The following is a 17,257-nucleotide window of genomic DNA, read 5'->3' as shown; positions in this document are numbered from 1 at the left end:
CTGATCTTAAACTCTGATCCTTATTTGATTGAGGAGCAGAGGCTCACTTTCAACAGTATTACTCCTGTTTAAAGACCGGTCCTGAATGGTAACTTTCACTTTGAATTTCCGGCTTCCAATAATCAGTTCAAAAAGCGGTGACGGGAATCCCCAGTTGATAGTACCTTCAATGGGAACGCTCTTTCCGGTTCTTGAAAGAATGGGAAACCGTCCGTTGCTGGATATACCGCAACTATTGGGGCCTGTTACAAAATCCGTTTGAAAGTTAAGTTCATTGTATTCCGCTGTGATAGGATCCTGTACATAGAACTTGATGAACCAGTTGTAATAGTTTGGGTTGAGCTGAAAATAAACGGTGTCAATTTTACCATTGATTTTACGGATCTCCCAATTAAGACAATAGTAAGGTTTTATGAAAGCAGGAAGAGTATCGTAGTTCGGATTGGTACGACGGGTCTTGTATGTGATTAAAGAATTATCAAGGAATCTGAAATAGTACTTATTGTTGTAAGGATCCAGCGTATCCGGATCATTGAGACCGAGGTCGCCATTTCCATCTTTGAAAGTGACGCTTACGATGAGCGAATCGTTCAGACTGGGGTTGGAGGCATCTTTGTACACCGTTTTCACATAGGAAATGACCGGTGTATTGGAATACTCAGGTGGATCGAAACAAGAACCCATCAGGACTGCCACCACCATGAATAAAATCAACCCTTTTCCTGACAACTTCATTTATTATAAATTTACCAACCTGTAAAATTGTAACCGCTTGCAGACATTTGAAAGTTTTGCCACAGATTTATATCCTGAAAACGAAGATAGCTTCCGGGAAATTGCATTAAAACAATTCCACTTTCAAGCGGTTAACAGCGAAGTTTACCGAAATTACCTCACTTATCTGGGGGTATCAGCAGACAAAATCAACTCTTTAGCAGAGATACCCTTCCTTCCCATCAGCTTTTTTAAATCTCATAATGTTGCATCCGGTCAGTGGAGACCGGAGGTTGTATTTACCAGCAGCGGTACTACAGGGCAGGAGGTAAGCAGACATTCAGTCCCTTCCCTGAATTTTTATCTAAGGCACAGTCAAAGATTATTTGAGACGGCCTTCGGACCCCTGGATCAGTTTCATGTATTGTGCCTGCTGCCTTCTTACCTGGAGCGCACAGGTTCCTCACTGGTGGCAATGGCCAATCATTTCATTCAGGAAAGTAAATCACCCTCTTCAGGATTTTATCTCAATGATCTTGAAAAGCTTGTCAGGCAGCTGGAAGAGTTGAAAGGAGGTAAGAAGGTTTTGTTACTGGGGGTTTCATTTGCGCTGTGGGATATGGCAGAACAATTTGATGTAGATCTTAGTCATTGCATTGTGATGGAAACCGGTGGGATGAAAGGACGCCGTCAGGAGATTACGCGACAGGAGCTTCACGGTATTCTGTGTGAGAACATGAATATTGACAAGGTCTATTCTGAGTATGGAATGACGGAATTGCTGTCGCAGGCATATTCGATGGGAAATGGAGTATTTGAGTGTCCACCGTCAATGAGGGTACTTTTGCGGGAAATAAACGATCCCTTTAGCCTGGAAAACCATACAGCGGGACTGATAAATGTGATTGATTTGGCCAATGCCCATTCCTGCTCTTTTATTGAAACTCAGGATTTAGGGAGATTAGATCAGAATGGTCATTTTGAGGTACTTGGACGAATGGACAATAGCGACGTCAGGGGGTGTAATCTGCTGGTCGGTTGACCATTTTTCTCGCTAAAGTGACAAAAACTTACGTCAGGCTTGCGAAACAGGGGGGCTTTACTAATTTTGTTACCCATAAACCTAGCCATTATGAAAAAAGTTTTAGCAGTTATCGCGTTAGCAGGATTCCTTACTTCATGCAGCCAATACACTTGCCCAACCTACAGCAAGAAGGATATCAAGAAGACTGAGAACAAGATCTAGTAGTTTGCTTTTCTTTTGTCTGACCTTGACGATTAATCTCGGAAGGATGTCAGATAAAATTACAGATACTTCTTCACGTCCTCAGGCTTGATACTATCGCCGGCCATAATTACCAACCTTTCAATAACATTCCGCAGTTCGCGGATATTGCCTGCCCAGGGATGGGCTTCCAATAGCTTAATCGCTTTCGGCTCGACTTCTTTTTTCTTCGATCCATATTCTTCCGAGATATCCTTTAAGAATTTCTCAGCAAGGAGTGCGATATCTTCTTTACGATCAGTAAGAGCCGGCACATCAATGAGGATCACTCCAAGGCGATGATACAAGTCTTCACGAAAGTGATTTTCTGTAATTTCCTTCTTAAGGTTTTTGTTGGTTGCCGCAAGCACACGAACGCTCACGGAAATATCTTTATCACCACCCACGCGGGTGATCTTATTCTCTTGTAATGCCCGCAATACTTTAGCCTGTGCGGCAAGACTCATATCTCCAATCTCATCCAGGAACAAAGTACCTCCTTCAGCCTGTTCAAACTTTCCGATACGTTGCTTTACGGCAGAGGTGAAGGATCCTTTCTCATGACCGAATAATTCACTTTCAATCAGCTCACTTGGAATAGCGGCGCAGTTAACCTCTACAAATGGACCATCGGCGTTATGACTTTTTTCATGGATGGATCTTGCGACAAGTTCTTTTCCACTTCCATTAGGTCCTGTAATAAGTACGCGCGCTTCGGTAGGAGCGACTTTATCGATCATTTCACGAACACGGTCCAGGGCAGGAGAAGCGCCGATCATTTCATACTTGCGTGAAACTTTTTTACGAAGGGATTTTGTCTCTTTTACCAATGAGTTGCGGTCCAGTGCATTTCTTACAGTGATCAGCAGGCGATTCAGGTCAGGTGGCTTCTGCATAAAATCGTAAGCTCCCATTTTGATTGCGTCCACTGCCATTTCAGTAGTGCCATGAGCAGAGATCATAATAAAAGGAGTGTTGATATTTTTGTCTTTGGCTTTCTGCAACACTTCCATTCCGTCCATCTTCGGCATTTTTATATCACAAAAGGCCAGGTCATAGGTACTGCTTTCGAGAAGGAGCAAGCCTTCCGCGCCGTCTTTGGCTTCATCGACTTCCAGCTTTAGTTCTTTTTGATCTAAAAGGATCTCCTTTAGTACTGCACGAATGCTGGCTTCGTCTTCGATGATTAGAATTTTTGACATAGGGCAAAAATAGTGAAACCTGCCGCGCTTTCACGCAACAGGTTTCATGTTAAAAATGCAAGCCGATAAGCCGGGTTCTGTTCCCTGAAAGACACATGTTCCTTCAGGGCACCTATCATTTGTCTGGCCTCGTCATCACTGACGGACTCTAGCAGCCTACCCGTAACGCTGTCTGCCAATTGGCGGACAATAGCGAGCAGCTATTCCAAATGAATGGACGTCACTTATTTGGCTTTTCAACTCGTAAGGTTTACCATGCCTCCAATGTCACCATTCGAGCGGTGAGCTCTTACCTCACCTTTTCACCTTTTCCCCTGAAGTACACTTTCGTGATTTCAGTGGTAGTCTGTTTTCTGTGGCACTTTCTGTTCCTGAAACATTTAACTGCTTCAAGACCTTCCTGTTAGGAAGTACGATGCTCTATGTTGCCCGGACTTTCCTCCCCCCGACAAGTCGGGAAGCGATAAGTTGTCTTGCATCAGCAAAAGTAGGTAAAAGAATGTTAAATGCGGATTTAGTGCAGTAGCGCTAGTGGATATCAGCGCCTGTCAATTTCATTTCATACTGATCCGCAAGATTGGCGACTTCCTGTAACATCTCCTTGATATCATCTTCTGAGGAAGCTTCCAATGCAGAAACTGCCTCAACCTGAAGATAGTTTTCAGATATCATGAACCTGCAGTAATTAAAGAATGCAGTCTGCTCCAATAGCATTTTGAAATCAATCGTATCCGTCATAGGGCAGACCTTGGAAGTGAAGGTAATCACCTTGCGGTTGTACAGAGCGCTTTGTTTGATATTGCCCATCACCGTTTGAAAGCGGTTTCCGGCAACGGGAATAATGATCACTGAAAGTGTTGAGTTATATTCAATATACTGACCATTGATCTGTTCAGCGTATTTTTTCATGAAGGCGGTGAAGTCCATGGCGGTTCAAATTCAGGTCACAAGTTACTGTAGAAACAGCTTTGAAATTAAGAATTTCTTAAGAATTAAAGTCCTTGCTGGTTTCTATGCTATTTCTGTGTAATCGCCTCTATTTAAAAATAAACAGGATGAAACTTCATGCCTTCACTTGAAATTTCGATGGCGGGGGCAGGGAACTTGATAACATTCAGAATCCTCAATCCTGCATTCATAATCTTTGAGGAGGTCTTGACTTCTGTGAGATTCAGATCAAACGATAAAAAGTATTTCCGGTGAGGAGATAGATTCATTAATGCATTCTCTTCATCACGGGCACGAACCATTCCTTCAGCACCAACACCTACTGCCAGCGTGAGCCACGATGGAAGCGGAAGGATTTTGAAGCTTGCGCTGTACCAGAATGTCTGTCCGTTATAATCTTTTAACACTTCTTCCAGAAAGCCATCTCCCAGCATATTAGGTCGCAGAGGAGCAAAGGCGGTAGGGTGAAAGGAGAATTTTGGCCAGACCATTATCTTTTTGAAGATGAGGCGTTGTGAAATAAATGCAAGGCAACCAGCTGCATTGGCAAGTACATCGTAAACCGATGCTCCATAATCCTGTGAAAAACCATCGAATATTTCAATGGATGAAACGAAGAGAAAGCCGAGAGTCGCTCCCCAGATAGATGCTTTGCGCGTGTCAGGTTGAGCCCATGTAAGAAGTCGTGTTGCGAGCACACTTACCTGAAATGTCCAGAAGAAATGGGCAAACTTGTCCATCTGCTTCCACTCTGCTGCGTCATTGAAGAAATGAAAGGAGCCTCCCCATTGTTGAGAATACCAGGCATAACCCAATGCCAGCATCATGAGCGAGTATACACCGAATGAGAATGCCAATACCCCTTTGATTCGCGCTCTTGCAAATGACGGGTCCTTGATATTTTTGAAGAATGTCTTAATTCGATCCCTGATCGTCATCTGGTTCTTCTTCAGGAGGATTTTCTTCCAATTCTCTTCTTCTTTTTTCCCGTGCGGAGGTGAGAAGATCTTTAAACGTATTAAAGTTCTGTGTATAAGTAAAACTTGCGCCTGTGGTAACGGCCGTGGTCTGGTTGTTCAGCGTTCCCTGCAGCTGATTGACATTGGAACGACTGTACATCTTTACTTTGAATTTTCCATCCGGTGTAAGAAGGTAATCTACTGTCCAGTCGCCGGCAATGGTTGAGATCTCCGAACGGGTCACTTGTGAATTACCGAAGTTACCGTCTTTAGTAACACGCAATCTTCCATTCAGGAATGAATAGGAAAGCCTTAGCTGGAAAGTATTAAAGGTTTCCTGATCCAGCTTTCCCAAGTCAAGATCTACCTCCAGATTCTGATCCACCTGGCTGAGCCAATAGCTTAATTGATTGGACAGCAACTCACTCACACTATTGTAGAGAGAACCACCCGTATCGAACGCATCAAGAGGAGAAAGCTTTCGCAGGATGATCAAACTGAATACCTGTCGTTTTAATTCCTGCTCATCAAGCTTCGCCCTGAATGCGTTGAACTCAAACTTAAGGTTAACGGATTTCCCGGATGTTGCTGCCGTAACGTTGTCAGGAAGATTCTTTGCTTCAATGTCATAATTGAAAACGGGTGAAAGCATTGCTCCATCCAGTTTTAGAAGTACTTCCACCGGATATTTTCTTTTGATATTCGGATCATTTACAAGGGTCTGGTCCGCCAGAATAGGTCCGAGGGAAGTCAACTGACGATAGCTTGCGGTAATATTAAGAATTGCCTGATAGGGATCACCGAACCAGGTAATACTGCTTCCTGGCCTGATGCTGAATTCTTTATTGATAATATCTGCCAGGGTAAAGTTGTAAGCTCCTTCGGTAAAGGCCAGTGATCCAAACATGTTAAAATCACCTTTGGTATCTATCTGAAGCTGTAGGTCACCGTTACCTCTTCCACGGATAATGTCTCCCGATTTAATATCGAAAATGATCTCAGCATAGGCATCCGGTGTTACTTCAACATTCATATCCAGAGAGATTCCGGAGAGTTCGCGCTTCAGAACTTCCTTTGCTGCAATTTTCTTTTGAAGGCTGTCAGTGAAATGTGTGAACTGAATGAACTCCTTCTTTTCCTGGGAGGAAGTTCCGCCGACAGGGATAGAAAGTCTGGTGTTTTTATTCGTTCGTACCGTGGAGGATATTTTAAGATTGGCAACGGGGCCGAGAATATTAAGGTTACCTGTTCCAAAAGCCTGACCATAGAAAAGATTGTTATCCTTTGCCGTAGTATTCAGCAGATGAAAATTATTAAACGAGGCATCAATGTCAATTCGCATCTTGGAGAAACTTTTGTGCGCGATATATCCATCCAGTGTTCCTTTATTTTTGAAGGGATCGATCAGTTCGAAGTCCTTGAAGAGAATGCGGGTAGGGGTGATGCCAACCGTTCCGGTTATTTTGTATAGTGTTTTCAGGTAATTGATCATCAGCTGACCATTCTCAATTTTTGCTTCCCCCGTGATGTTTGGTTTGGCAAAGGTTCCTTCAATGTTATAGACACCTGTGATCGTGCCATCGAGACGAGTGAAGATATCTTTGATAACAGGCTCCAGCAACTTGAGGTTTGCCTTCTCAAGGATTGCTTTTGTGTGTAATGGATTCTCTGTGTCTTTGGGATCATAGTATCCCTTGATGTCAACAATCCTGTTTTTAAGTCGATCGATTGTAAAATCAATGTTGACGTGATCAGTTTCAGGATCACGGACATTATTCCCTTTTATCTCACCTACAAAAAAATCGTTGATAACGAGAGAATCAATCGTGAGCTGATTCTCAATATAAAGACTGGAGTACATATCCCGTTGCCTGATCTCCGCATTTAAAAGTCCCTTGAATTTTTCTGAACTAAAGAAGTCGAAGAAGGAGAGATCAAAATTTTCAATACTGACTTCCAGGACTTTTGTGGGATCATGGGATATGGCGCCATTGATAATGATGGATTCTGCCTCATGCCGGATGCCTAGATTGTGAATATCCCACTCGCGTCCGCTGACAAGCGTGTAGTTTCCTTTGTTGAAAGTCCAGTTCTCCCCCAGTATTTTTACGGAGGATGGCAGGATCCTGATCTTGGTACTGTCATTGAGAAAATCAATTTCAGAACGGAGGCGAATAGAGTTATCATACCCCTCCTGATCGATATCAAATCCCAGATCAATGTGATCACGGTTCCAGATGCCTTCTACAAAAAGGTTTTTGGTATAGACATTTTTGTTCAGCTGCTGCCTGGCGGAGTTGACTGTAAGTTGTGCCAGTACCTGTGCGCTATCCCTGACTTTCGATCCATTAAACTCGATTTCATTTCCAATAAAAGTTTGACCATTGTAGGTGATGGAGTCAATGGTTGAGAACATCTGAAGGTTGGAAGTAATGTTGTTGGAAAATTCGCCCTGAATTAAAGTCTCTTTCGAGGAGTGAAGATCAAGATCCAATAGCTGGAATACTGGATTCACATTGTGAACTTCAGCCCTGATGATCGCTTTATAGGTTTGTTCAGTCTTTGGCTTGTTTGCATAATAACCCTGAATGGCAATAGGATCATTCTTAAGATTGAGCAAGAACTCACGGATCAGACGATCGATGTCATTGAATAATGTTGAATAGTAAAAGTCACCTTTCAGTGAAAGATCCAAGGCTGAGCTACGCAGGGTAAGAGATCTCTGATTGTTTTCATTTTCAGAGATAACCCTGACCGAATCAAACAGGATCGTCTCGTCGCGGAATTGTACCTGCGTGTTTTTGAAAAGAGCGGTACCGATAATGGAATCCAGCTCCAGGCCTTTGCTATCAATATCCACGTATGATTGAAGAAAGATCTTTTCTTTGGTGAGCTTCAGTTCGTGAAGGAGGGCAGTGTCGAGCCGTGCCTTGACGTTGATAAGATCTTTTCCTTCACGAAGGTCAATGGAACCTGTCATGCTGAATTGAAGGTTTGGATCATCAATATCCATTTCACCTTTGAAAAACTGATTGGCAAAACGTGCGTTGGAGTGAATATTGGAATAGGGATATCCCCATAAGCCAATGGAAGCAACGTCGCCGTTCAGGGTAAAATCAGCAGTCTCTTTATTAAAACCTTTCCCGTTGATCTTTCCGCTTAACGTCACCTTTTGGAAGTTGATGGTGTCGCTGAGAAATGTTCCCAGATCAAAATTGGTAAGCTGGAGTTTTCCACTGTAGGAAGACTGACTGATGTTATCTTCTGCGATCTTATAGTTAATGTCCGATTGGACTTTTCCGAAGCGGGTGTTGAAATCGCCATTGGTTACAAAGTCATTGATGAATCCGGTGAAGCTTGCCTTTAACTGTATCTGATTAAAGCGTGCGAGATTGGTATTGACATTTTCGGGAAGGATAAAAGCAATGTCACGAACCGAGATCGTGGAAGGTTTAAGCCTGGCGTTGATGAATGTTTCTTTAATGGAAGGAAGTCCATCCATTTCAAGACTACCGGTAATGTAGGATGAGCCAATGGAAATTTCCATCGGATTAAAATTGAAGTGATTGATTTTTCCATTGAATCTGCCACTTAATAAGATCGGATCTTTCCATCTTTCCAATCCAGACGTAAAGACACTGAGATCATCCGGATGTAGTCTTGTCTTATTGAGGTGAGCTTCAATAGTAACTTTATTATAAAAGTCACTCAGATCATCCTGGCTATTGTATTTAAGGATGATAGTATCTGAAACATGACTCTTGTTAACATTCAGATTGAGTCCACGAAATTCCATCGAGGATTGACTGATGCGAAAGAAGGTGCTCATCTCTTTTATGGTGAGCTGGGTCTTCCGATCCTTTGCCTGCATGGACTCAAGATTGAACTCGATCGTATCACCGATGACTTTAAAATTATTCAGATTACCTTCGTCCAGGCCAATGATGAAGTGATTGGAGTCAAAGCCATAACGGGTAGAGTCTTTGTCAATGCGGTTGTAGGAGAATTGGCATTGCTCCACCACCACTTCCCCGATGTTTACCTTGGCACCTGAGCCTCCTGTACTTTTCTTTCCGGATGAGAGTTGTTTTTCAATGGCAGCGATCCATACATTAATGTTGAGATCTTTCGAGCTGTCAGATTCCGGGATGGTAACAAGATTCACAACACCACCGGTGAGGGAAACGGCATCGAGGTTTATGTTTTTGTTTTTTGTAAGACTCTTGAGACTGTAATTAATATAAAGGCGGCCTGCCTCGATCATGGTATTATTCTGGGGATCGGTGATGCGGAGGCCCTTGATTTCAAGGCGATCATACCAGAGGAGGTAAAAGCTATCGAATTCTGTTTCGAAACCTGAGACTTCAGAAAATCCCCCTACAAGCCGGTTAACAATTGCTTTTTGAACGGAGGGGATCTGCAGTACACCGAATGCTACAACAGCAAAAACCAGTGTTCCAAAAAGGCCATAGAGTACAATTCTCTTTAGCCACTGTAGAACCCGAATTTTAATAACTTGCCATTTCATTCACCTGAATATGCGGCCTACTATCCTTGCTATTGAGTCTTCGTGTGACGAGACTTCCGCGTCTGTAATACAGAACGGCAAGGTACTCAATAATATTATAGCCTCGCAGACTGAGCACCATAAATACGGTGGTGTAGTACCTGAACTGGCATCCCGGGCGCATCAGCGTCTGATCGTGGAGGTTGTTGATGAAGCAATGAATGGAGCGGCTGTCAAACCACAAGATCTTGACGCTATTGCCTTCACAAGAGGACCCGGCCTGATGGGAGCTTTGCTGGTAGGAGTTTCCTTTGCAAAGGGACTGGCGCTTTCGCAGAACATTCCCATCATCGAAGTGAACCACATGCAGGCACATATTCTTGCTCACTTTATTCCCAGAAATGGGGATGGCGGGATCGCGTCATCTGTACCTAACTTCCCATTCCTTTGTTTGACTGTTAGTGGTGGTCATACTCAGTTGGTGATCGTTAAAGATCATCTTGATATGGAGATCATTGGTCAGACACAAGATGATGCGGCGGGTGAGGCATTTGATAAGGCGGCGAAAATTTTAGGACTTCCATATCCGGGAGGACCGCTTATTGATCGATATGCCAAAGAGGGTGATCCAAAGAAATTTAAGTTCCCGGATACTGATATGCCCGGATTGGATTATTCATTCAGTGGCATTAAAACTGCTTTCTTGTATTTTGTAAGAGATGGAAAGGAGAAAGATCCGGCTTTTGTGGATAACAATCTGAGTGACATCTGCGCCAGTCTTCAATCTAAACTCGTCCGGATGCTTCTCGGTAAACTTGAAAAGGCAAGTGCGCAGACAGGAATAAAAGAGATTGCATTGGCAGGAGGAGTATCTGCTAACTCTGCCTTGCGAAAAGGCTTAAGTGAATTAGGAATGCGTCATGGATGGAGAACTTTCATTCCTGAATTTCAGTATTGTACCGATAATGCAGGCATGATCGCGATGGCGGCACACTTTAAATACATCAAGGGAGAATTTGCAGGCATGGATATCACACCTGTTCCGAACTTAAGCATTGACGCAGCTGTTAAATGAAAAATATTTTCAAAACGGGTGACGAAAAAGTTTATAAAAAGACTGTGGAGGAATCTGATCAGGCGATTTTTCACAATGAGATTTTACACGCAGTTTGTTCTACCTTTGCCCTTAGTCGTGACTTTGAATGGTCTTCCCGCCTGTTTTTTTTGGAGATGCGCGATGATGATGAAGAGGGTGTAGGGACGTTTCTTCATATTGATCATAAGAGTCCTGCATTTGTTGGAGAAGAGATCGTGATCAAGGCAACGATTGAGGAAATCAGGGGAATGGAGTTGATCTGTGGAATCGAAGCGAGGGTTGGAGAAAGATTAATTGCCATTGGAAAGACAGGGCAGAAGATGTTGAAAAAGGAAAAACTTTTAAAAATATTCACTAAGAACTGAGAATTGCTTCACTAAGGAATGGCATCGGACAGGTTTTCAAATACAGTCAATATAAAGAACAAGCAAGCTTCGTTTCAATATGAGTTGTTGGATACGTATGTGGCGGGTATTGCTCTGCGCGGAACAGAGATTAAATCGATTCGTGAAGGAAAGGTGAATCTCCAGGATGGGTATGTTTACTTCAATGACCAGAGTGAAGCATTTGTGAAAGGTGTTAATATCAGCCCTTTTACACAAGGCACTCATTACAATCATGAGGCAGCGCGTGAACGAAAGCTTTTGTTAAAAAAATCTGAAATGGTGAAATTGAAAGCCCGGATCGAAGAAAAGGGTTTGACAATTGTTCCCCTCAGATTGTTTATCAATGATCGTGGATATGCAAAACTTGAGATCGCCGTTGGAAGAGGAAAGAAAACTCATGACAAGAGGAATAGCATAAAGGAAAAGGACATTAAACGCGAATTATCCCGCGTCAAATTTTAGTATTTAAATCATTCATGGAAGCAGGAGAGTTTGGAGTATGTCGTTTGGCCGTAGTGCCGATTCGTTTAGGTCCCCTTGACAGTGCTGAGCAGGTGACTCAGTTATTGTTTGGTGATCACTATGAGGTGATAAGTGTTTCGGCAGATGCTAAATGGGTTTTGATCAGGGTCTATACCGACCAGTGTGAAGGATGGCTGGACGCAAAACAGCATCATGCAATATCGAAAGATTACTTCGATCAGATCAATCATACCGATTACAAGATTACGACAGACGTTGCTTCAACGGTTCTGTACAAGAAAAGTCCTTTGACCATTGTTATGGGAAGTATTGTTCCGATTTCCAATTCAGAACTTTTTAAAATTGAAGAGCAATTTGCTTTCAATGGTGAATCAAAAGGACTGGGTCAGCGTCGTGATGGGGATTTTCTAAAAACTGTCGCGAAAAAATATCTGACATCACCATTTCAGTGGGGGGGTAAGAGTCCTTTTGGAATTGATGCTGCCGGATTTGTTCAGATGGTATTTAAAATTACAGGCTACTCGCTGCAGCGCACAGCAAATCAGCAGTCCAATCAGGGTAAGAAGATAAAATCAGGAGAGGAATTGTGTGTTGGTGATCTTGCATTCTTTGCTGAGAAGAATGGTAGTGTCAATCACGTAGGTATTATCCTGGATGATGAGAAAATAATCCATTCTTATGGTCAGGTAAGGATTGATAAAATTACTGAAGAGGGAATTCTGAATCCTGAAACCAAAATCTATAGCCATCTGTTGCACTCTGTCAGGAGAATCATAAATTGATTTGAAGTTTTTGGGCCTGATCCCACTCGGCATTCATCAAATTTGATGTTTGCAGAAATAAAAGTTTGAGACTATCTTTTCATCATGGATAGTAGGGTATTGGTACTTAATCAAGACTTTAGTCCGCTCATGGTATGCTCGGTCGAGCGTGCTTTTATCCTCGTTTATCTCAATAAGAGCGAAATGATCCGTTCGGCCAACGGTCATAAGATCCACAGCATTACCCGTAGCTTTCCAATGCCTTCTGTTATCCGGTTAAACCGATACGTGAATGCTCCATATAAAGGTGTTAACCTCACACGCCAGAATATTTTCAAGCGTGATAATTTCGAATGTCAGTATTGCGGAACAAAAAGAGATCTTACTCTCGATCACGTGATTCCAAGCTCACGGGGTGGTGCTCACTCCTGGCTGAACCTCGTTGCAGCATGCAAGAAATGCAATGCTAAGAAAGGAGATTACTCATTGGAAGAAGCTCAGATGACGATGCGTACCCGACCTTTTAAACCTTCCTATACATTGTTTCTGAGAGATATCAGTGGCATGAAGCAGGAGGAGTGGGATGAATTTCTTAAGGGAGCTTAAAACTTCAACCGGAACACGGTCTTAACTCCCGGCTCTGATTCCAAAGACAAAGAGCCATTGTGCATCTGCATGATTTGTCGCGATAGACTGAGACCAATTCCTGAGCCTGTTTTCTTGGTAGTAAAGAACGGGACGAACACGCGGTTGAGGGCTTCTTTAATAACTCCCTGACCATTGTCCATTACTTCGATAATCACCGTATTGGCAACCGCAGTGCCAGAGAGTTCAATCTTCGGATCTTTAGTTTCCCCAAGAGCCTCAATAGAATTCTTGATCAGATTTATAAGGACCTGCTCGATCATCTCTTCGTCAGCCTGAATCGTCAGATAGTCCGAATCATAAGAGATGCTGAAATTGATAATCGTCTTTTTAATTTCTGGTCGCATTAGCTGAGCAACCTTTTCAATCAGCTCTTTTACCAGTACGGTCTTTATTTTCGGTTGTGGAACAGAAGTATATTCACGGTAAGCATCAATGAATTTGATAAGGCCCTTGCTTCTGTTTTCAATGGTGCTTAATCCTTCACGGAGATCTTCAGCTCCTTCATTTTTCAATTCATAATGATTGCTCATCTGAACCATATCATGATCCAATATCTCCCGTAAGGTGGAGGTAAGGGATGAGATCGGAGTGATGGAATTCATGATCTCATGGCGAAGTACTCTGGTAAGATTTTGCCATGCCTCAATTTCCTGCTGCTGCAACTCAGTCTGGATATTCTGCAAGGTGAGGAGTTTCATGGTATTGCCTCTGATCCTGAGTTCCGTTGCCTGAATCGTTAATTGAAAATCCTGATCGGCCTTGAACAAAGTACTCTTGCCGGGTTCCACTTCGCGAATGGCCTCAAGAAGCTTAGAGTTTTTGTCGGCCAGCTCATCAATGTTTTTGATCGTCTGGACACCCATAAATTTCTTGGCGTTCGCGTTAATCAATTGAACGTTTCCTTCAGGGTCAAATGAAAGAATGCCGGTCCGAACCTGCTGAACAACTGTATTGAGATATTGCCAGTGTTCTTCTTTTTCTGAACGGGCTTTGCGAAAGGCTTCCAGCACTTCGTTGAACTCGTTATTCAGATCCCGAAAGCTCGCGCCAAGCTTGTTATCGGCTGTGAATCCGGAAATGAAATCAGAATATTTAACTGATTCAAGAAATCGGGTAAGCTTGCGGTTCGTCTGGGATGTAAACCGATACAATTCCATTAACTGCCCGATGATAATTGCGCCCGTGAGCATCGCGGCAAAGATCATATTGGGATGATTGATCATGTACACGAAGAGTGCCATGGTCAAACCAATGAGAGAAACGCGAAATGCAATGCGAAACCGAAAATCCCTGAGAAACTTCAAATGAGAGTTGAGTTATAAATTTTTACCTGCGAAATTCCCCACAAATAAGATTGAATTACACAAGATTTTAAAGTCCATGCTTTTCCAATCTCCGGTATAGCGACGATCGGGTCAAGCCTAATTCAGCGGCAGCCTGGGTAATGTTGCCATTATACTTTTTAAGCACCTTCCGGATGAGAAGCTTTTCTACCTCATCAAGATTAAACTGGTCAAGATTAAGCGGTTGCTCGTTTTCTTTTCCACCGGTAGAGTTGAAATTAAAATCTTCTGGTTGCAGTACAGAGCTATTGGAAAGAATAACTGCACGTTCAATGGAATGCTGCAACTCCCTGATGTTTCCCGGCCACGGATGCTTGTTCATTCGGGTCATCGCACCATCACTGATCTTCGTTATATTCTTGTGATATTTTTCAGCATAGTGTTTTAAGAAATGGTGGGAGAGAAGTGGAATATCTTCCATGCGATCTCTCAGTGATGGAATTTCAATCTCAATGGTATTAACTCTGTATAAAAGATCCTGTCTGAATCGATTCTCTTTCACCATATCATATAATGGCAGGTTGGTTGCGCAGATCAGGCGTATGTCGATTGCAGTGTCTTTGTTGGCACCTACTCTGCTGACCTTTCGATTTTGAAGTACGGTCAGGAGCTTTGCCTGCAAGGGCATGGACAGATTTCCAATTTCATCCAGGAACAATGTTCCGTTGTTTGCGATTTCAAATCTCCCTGGACGATCTTCCTTGGCATCTGTAAACGATCCGCGCTTGTGACCGAATAGTTCGCTTTCAAATAAAGTTTCTGTAATGGATCCAAGATCGACACTTACAAAAGACTCTTTGCCACGGGAAGAATGACGATGTATTGCTCTTGCAATTAACTCTTTACCAGTTCCATTTTCACCCAGGATCAAAACATTTGCATCAGTATGAGCTACACGATCAATGGTTTGAAAGATTCTCTGCATGGCAGCACTCTGTCCGATGATCTCTTGATAACGATCATTGACTGCCTGATTGATCTCAAGATTCTTGAGCTTCAGTGTGTGGACTTCATCGCGTGTTTCGCGCAAGCGCATAGAGGAGTAAAGCGTAGCCAGCAGTTTTTCATTTTCCCATGGCTTCAACACAAAGTCAGTTGCTCCGGCCTTGATTGCTTTTACTGCCATTTGAATGTCGCCATATGCGGTGATGAGGACAACGACCGCGGAGGGATCTATTTCCAGTATTTTCTCCAGCCAATAATAACCTTCTGAACCGCTGCTTACGTCTTTCGTGAAGTTCATGTCAAGCAGAATGACGTCATAATTATCATGATTCATTAATGCCGGAATTGCTTCGGGATTTTTCTCAATGTCTACCTGTGCAAAATGACGCTTCAGGTGCATTTTGGCTGCTTTGAGTAAATCTTCGTTATCGTCAACGATGAGGATTTTTCCTTGCTTTTGGTCAGTCATCTGATCTGTTTTAATCTATTTTACTAAGCGATGGGCAAAGTTGATACCGATATTGATAAACCCTTAAGGCGCTTTATTTTCCAATATTCGTCCTTGCAATTTATATAAACTACGTCCGTATCCGGACAGATACGTTCAGCTTTGAACGAGTATTTTCGGGAAAAGATGGCTTTTAGTTCGATTTGGCCATTGGCACGGTAGTTGGAAACGTGGAAGGCATCCTTCCCGTTAAACAACCGGAAAGAATAAAAAAACACCTAAGAATGGATAAGCAGATCAAAAAGAAGACCTGGACAGTAAAGAGAATTTTGACTTACGGTGGTATCGCTGTATTTGTATTTTTTGTTTCCTATCTATTGATTTTTGCAGATCGACGTTCGACGTTGGTTGTTGAAAAAGACAAGATCACAATCTCCGAAGTTAAGCGTGGTGAGTTTAAAGAGTATATTCCTCAAACCGGTATTGTTGAACCAAGTCGTCAGGTTTTTCTGGATGCTATTGAAGGTGGAAACATTAAGCATATTGTTCGTGAGAGCGGTGCTATGGTAAAAAAGGGTGACGTTATCCTTGAGATCACAAATTTAAATCGTGAGATCACCGTACTGGATCAGGAATCAAATCTTACTCAAACCATCAACAGAACCCGGGATACTCGCGTAACGATCAATCAAAATGCTTTGCGTCAACAGGAGAGTTTGATCACTATTGATAATGCTTTGGCAACTCTGAAACCTAAATACCTACGTCAAAAGCAGTTATTTCAAAAGAAATTGATAGCTCAGCAGGAGTTTGAGCAAACAGAAGCGGATTACCTTTCTAACCTGAAGAGACGCGATATTACCTATCAGGCATTTGTGATAGATTCAATCAGCCGTTCCAATCAACTTGGACAGTTGGATGCCTCTGAGAGAAAGCTTCTTTTAAGTCTTCAGAGTGTTGGAAAGATTCTGGACAATCTTACATTAAGAGCTCCTATTGACGGACAATTGTCAACACCACACTGGGAGATCGGGCAATCTGTAACAATCGGTCAGCGCCTTGGTCAGGTGGATATTGTTGGACAGTATAAAGTGAGAGTTCCTATTGATGAGTTATACCTGCCACGAATTTCAACAGGTCTTCATTCTACAACGGACTTTGCCGGCAAGACTTATAATCTTACGATTGCTTATGTCTACCCTAACATCACAAATGGTCGTTTTGAAGTAGACATGAATTTTGAAGGGGAGACTCCGCAAGGAATTCGAAGGGGTCAGTCGTTGAGAATGCGTATTGAACTTGGTCAGTCTTCTGAAGAACTTTTGTTGCCGATGGGCGGATTCTATAAGGATACCGGCGGTAACTGGGTATTCATCCTGGAAGGCGAGGATCGTGCCGTGAAACGCGACATTAAGCTTGGTAGAAAGATGGGAAGTGAGTATTTTGAGGTATTGGAAGGTCTGAAACCAGGCGAAAAGGTAATCACTTCATCATACGAGAACTTTGGTACCAACGAAGTTTTAAAATTAAAATAGTGCAACTATTTGACCGAT

At 42.7% G+C, this 17,257-nt stretch carries 14 protein-coding genes and 1 other RNA gene; 7 read left to right on the top strand and 8 right to left on the bottom strand.

The genetic code is table 11. The features are described 5' to 3' along the window. Positions 1-6: 6 nt before the first annotated feature. The gene (locus tag HOP08_17795) at positions 7-735 is read right to left on the bottom strand and encodes a hypothetical protein (protein NOT76782.1); all 729 of its coding nucleotides are present in this window, start codon (positions 733-735) and stop codon (positions 7-9) included. Positions 736-772: 37 nt separating this feature from the next. Between HOP08_17795 and HOP08_17790 the strand changes: the two genes are divergently transcribed. Beyond that, on the top strand, positions 773-1,756 hold the full coding sequence (locus tag HOP08_17790) for an acyl transferase (protein ID NOT76781.1): 984 nt from the start codon (positions 773-775) through the stop codon (positions 1,754-1,756). 263 nt (positions 1,757-2,019) lie between these two features. Here HOP08_17790 and HOP08_17785 read toward each other — a convergent pair whose 3' ends face one another. The 5 genes from HOP08_17785 to HOP08_17765 all read right to left on the bottom strand — a co-directional run bounded on the left by HOP08_17785 (position 2,020) and on the right by HOP08_17765 (position 9,615). After that, positions 2,020-3,180, bottom strand: a complete 1,161-nt coding sequence (locus tag HOP08_17785; GenBank protein ID NOT76780.1) for a sigma-54-dependent Fis family transcriptional regulator — start codon at positions 3,178-3,180, stop codon at positions 2,020-2,022. Between the two features lie 50 nt (positions 3,181-3,230). Beyond that, positions 3,231-3,660, bottom strand: an RNA gene (gene rnpB / locus HOP08_17780) — RNase P RNA component class A. Positions 3,661-3,708: 48 nt separating this feature from the next. Further along, a complete protein-coding gene (locus tag HOP08_17775; GenBank protein NOT76779.1) occupies positions 3,709-4,107 on the bottom strand; it encodes a hypothetical protein in 399 nt (132 codons plus the stop codon). A gap of 113 nt (positions 4,108-4,220) precedes the next feature. Further along, positions 4,221-5,066, bottom strand: coding sequence for a DUF2279 domain-containing protein (locus HOP08_17770; GenBank protein ID NOT76778.1), 846 nt, complete (start codon positions 5,064-5,066; stop codon positions 4,221-4,223). Further along, positions 5,044-9,615 (bottom strand): hypothetical protein, encoded by a 4,572-nt coding sequence (locus HOP08_17765; GenBank protein NOT76777.1) that lies wholly within the window; start codon positions 9,613-9,615, stop codon positions 5,044-5,046. Before HOP08_17765 ends, HOP08_17770 begins: the two co-directional genes overlap by 23 nt. Positions 9,616-9,625: 10 nt before the next feature. Between HOP08_17765 and tsaD the strand changes: the two genes are divergently transcribed. The 5 genes from tsaD (at position 9,626) to HOP08_17740 (ending at position 12,926) form a co-directional block, all read left to right on the top strand. Further along, complete coding sequence (gene tsaD / locus HOP08_17760; protein ID NOT76776.1) at positions 9,626-10,669, top strand: tRNA (adenosine(37)-N6)-threonylcarbamoyltransferase complex transferase subunit TsaD; 1,044 nt, start codon at positions 9,626-9,628, stop codon at positions 10,667-10,669. Then, complete coding sequence (locus HOP08_17755) at positions 10,666-11,055, top strand: hypothetical protein (GenBank protein NOT76775.1); 390 nt, start codon at positions 10,666-10,668, stop codon at positions 11,053-11,055. Before tsaD ends, HOP08_17755 begins: the two co-directional genes overlap by 4 nt. A gap of 18 nt (positions 11,056-11,073) precedes the next feature. Beyond that, the gene (gene smpB / locus HOP08_17750; GenBank protein ID NOT76774.1) at positions 11,074-11,538 is read left to right on the top strand and encodes an SsrA-binding protein SmpB; all 465 of its coding nucleotides are present in this window, start codon (positions 11,074-11,076) and stop codon (positions 11,536-11,538) included. A gap of 14 nt (positions 11,539-11,552) precedes the next feature. Next, positions 11,553-12,341, top strand: coding sequence for a C40 family peptidase (locus HOP08_17745; protein ID NOT76773.1), 789 nt, complete (start codon positions 11,553-11,555; stop codon positions 12,339-12,341). 84 nt (positions 12,342-12,425) lie between these two features. Beyond that, positions 12,426-12,926: an HNH endonuclease gene (locus tag HOP08_17740; GenBank protein ID NOT76772.1), complete on the top strand. Its 501-nt coding sequence runs from the start codon at positions 12,426-12,428 to the stop codon at positions 12,924-12,926. On the opposite strand, the gene HOP08_17735 is transcribed toward HOP08_17740, so the two are convergent. After that, positions 12,923-14,209 (bottom strand): GHKL domain-containing protein, encoded by a 1,287-nt coding sequence (locus HOP08_17735; GenBank protein ID NOT76771.1) that lies wholly within the window; start codon positions 14,207-14,209, stop codon positions 12,923-12,925. The genes HOP08_17740 and HOP08_17735 overlap by 4 nt on opposite strands. A gap of 130 nt (positions 14,210-14,339) precedes the next feature. Then, positions 14,340-15,725: a sigma-54-dependent Fis family transcriptional regulator gene (locus tag HOP08_17730; protein NOT76770.1), complete on the bottom strand. Its 1,386-nt coding sequence runs from the start codon at positions 15,723-15,725 to the stop codon at positions 14,340-14,342. Positions 15,726-15,988: 263 nt separating this feature from the next. Here HOP08_17730 and HOP08_17725 point away from each other — a divergent pair, with 263 nt between their 5' ends. After that, on the top strand, positions 15,989-17,239 hold the full coding sequence (locus HOP08_17725; GenBank protein ID NOT76769.1) for an HlyD family efflux transporter periplasmic adaptor subunit: 1,251 nt from the start codon (positions 15,989-15,991) through the stop codon (positions 17,237-17,239). The last annotated feature ends 18 nt before the right edge of the window (positions 17,240-17,257 follow it).

The organism is Cyclobacteriaceae bacterium, from assembly GCA_013141055.1.
GTDB lineage: Bacteria > Bacteroidota > Bacteroidia > Cytophagales > Cyclobacteriaceae > ELB16-189.
Note: the sequence above shows the minus strand (reverse complement) of the source record. Positions and strands in the feature narration are given on the sequence as shown.

What these genes read in the sequence shown, in the direction of transcription:
- HOP08_17730 (NOT76770.1), bottom strand. Translation starts at nt 15,725, where the DNA reads ATGACTGACCAAAAGCAAGGAAAAATCCTCATCGTTGACGATAACGAA.
- tsaD (NOT76776.1), top strand. Translation starts at nt 9,626, where the DNA reads ATGCGGCCTACTATCCTTGCTATTGAGTCTTCGTGTGACGAGACTTCC.
- HOP08_17785 (NOT76780.1), bottom strand. Translation starts at nt 3,180, where the DNA reads ATGTCAAAAATTCTAATCATCGAAGACGAAGCCAGCATTCGTGCAGTA.
- HOP08_17745 (NOT76773.1), top strand. Translation starts at nt 11,553, where the DNA reads ATGGAAGCAGGAGAGTTTGGAGTATGTCGTTTGGCCGTAGTGCCGATT.
- HOP08_17765 (NOT76777.1), bottom strand. Translation starts at nt 9,615, where the DNA reads ATGAAATGGCAAGTTATTAAAATTCGGGTTCTACAGTGGCTAAAGAGA.
- smpB (NOT76774.1), top strand. Translation starts at nt 11,074, where the DNA reads ATGGCATCGGACAGGTTTTCAAATACAGTCAATATAAAGAACAAGCAA.
- HOP08_17795 (NOT76782.1), bottom strand. Translation starts at nt 735, where the DNA reads ATGAAGTTGTCAGGAAAAGGGTTGATTTTATTCATGGTGGTGGCAGTC.
- HOP08_17755 (NOT76775.1), top strand. Translation starts at nt 10,666, where the DNA reads ATGAAAAATATTTTCAAAACGGGTGACGAAAAAGTTTATAAAAAGACT.
- HOP08_17735 (NOT76771.1), bottom strand. Translation starts at nt 14,209, where the DNA reads ATGGCACTCTTCGTGTACATGATCAATCATCCCAATATGATCTTTGCC.
- HOP08_17775 (NOT76779.1), bottom strand. Translation starts at nt 4,107, where the DNA reads ATGGACTTCACCGCCTTCATGAAAAAATACGCTGAACAGATCAATGGT.
- HOP08_17725 (NOT76769.1), top strand. Translation starts at nt 15,989, where the DNA reads ATGGATAAGCAGATCAAAAAGAAGACCTGGACAGTAAAGAGAATTTTG.
- HOP08_17770 (NOT76778.1), bottom strand. Translation starts at nt 5,066, where the DNA reads ATGACGATCAGGGATCGAATTAAGACATTCTTCAAAAATATCAAGGAC.
- HOP08_17740 (NOT76772.1), top strand. Translation starts at nt 12,426, where the DNA reads ATGGATAGTAGGGTATTGGTACTTAATCAAGACTTTAGTCCGCTCATG.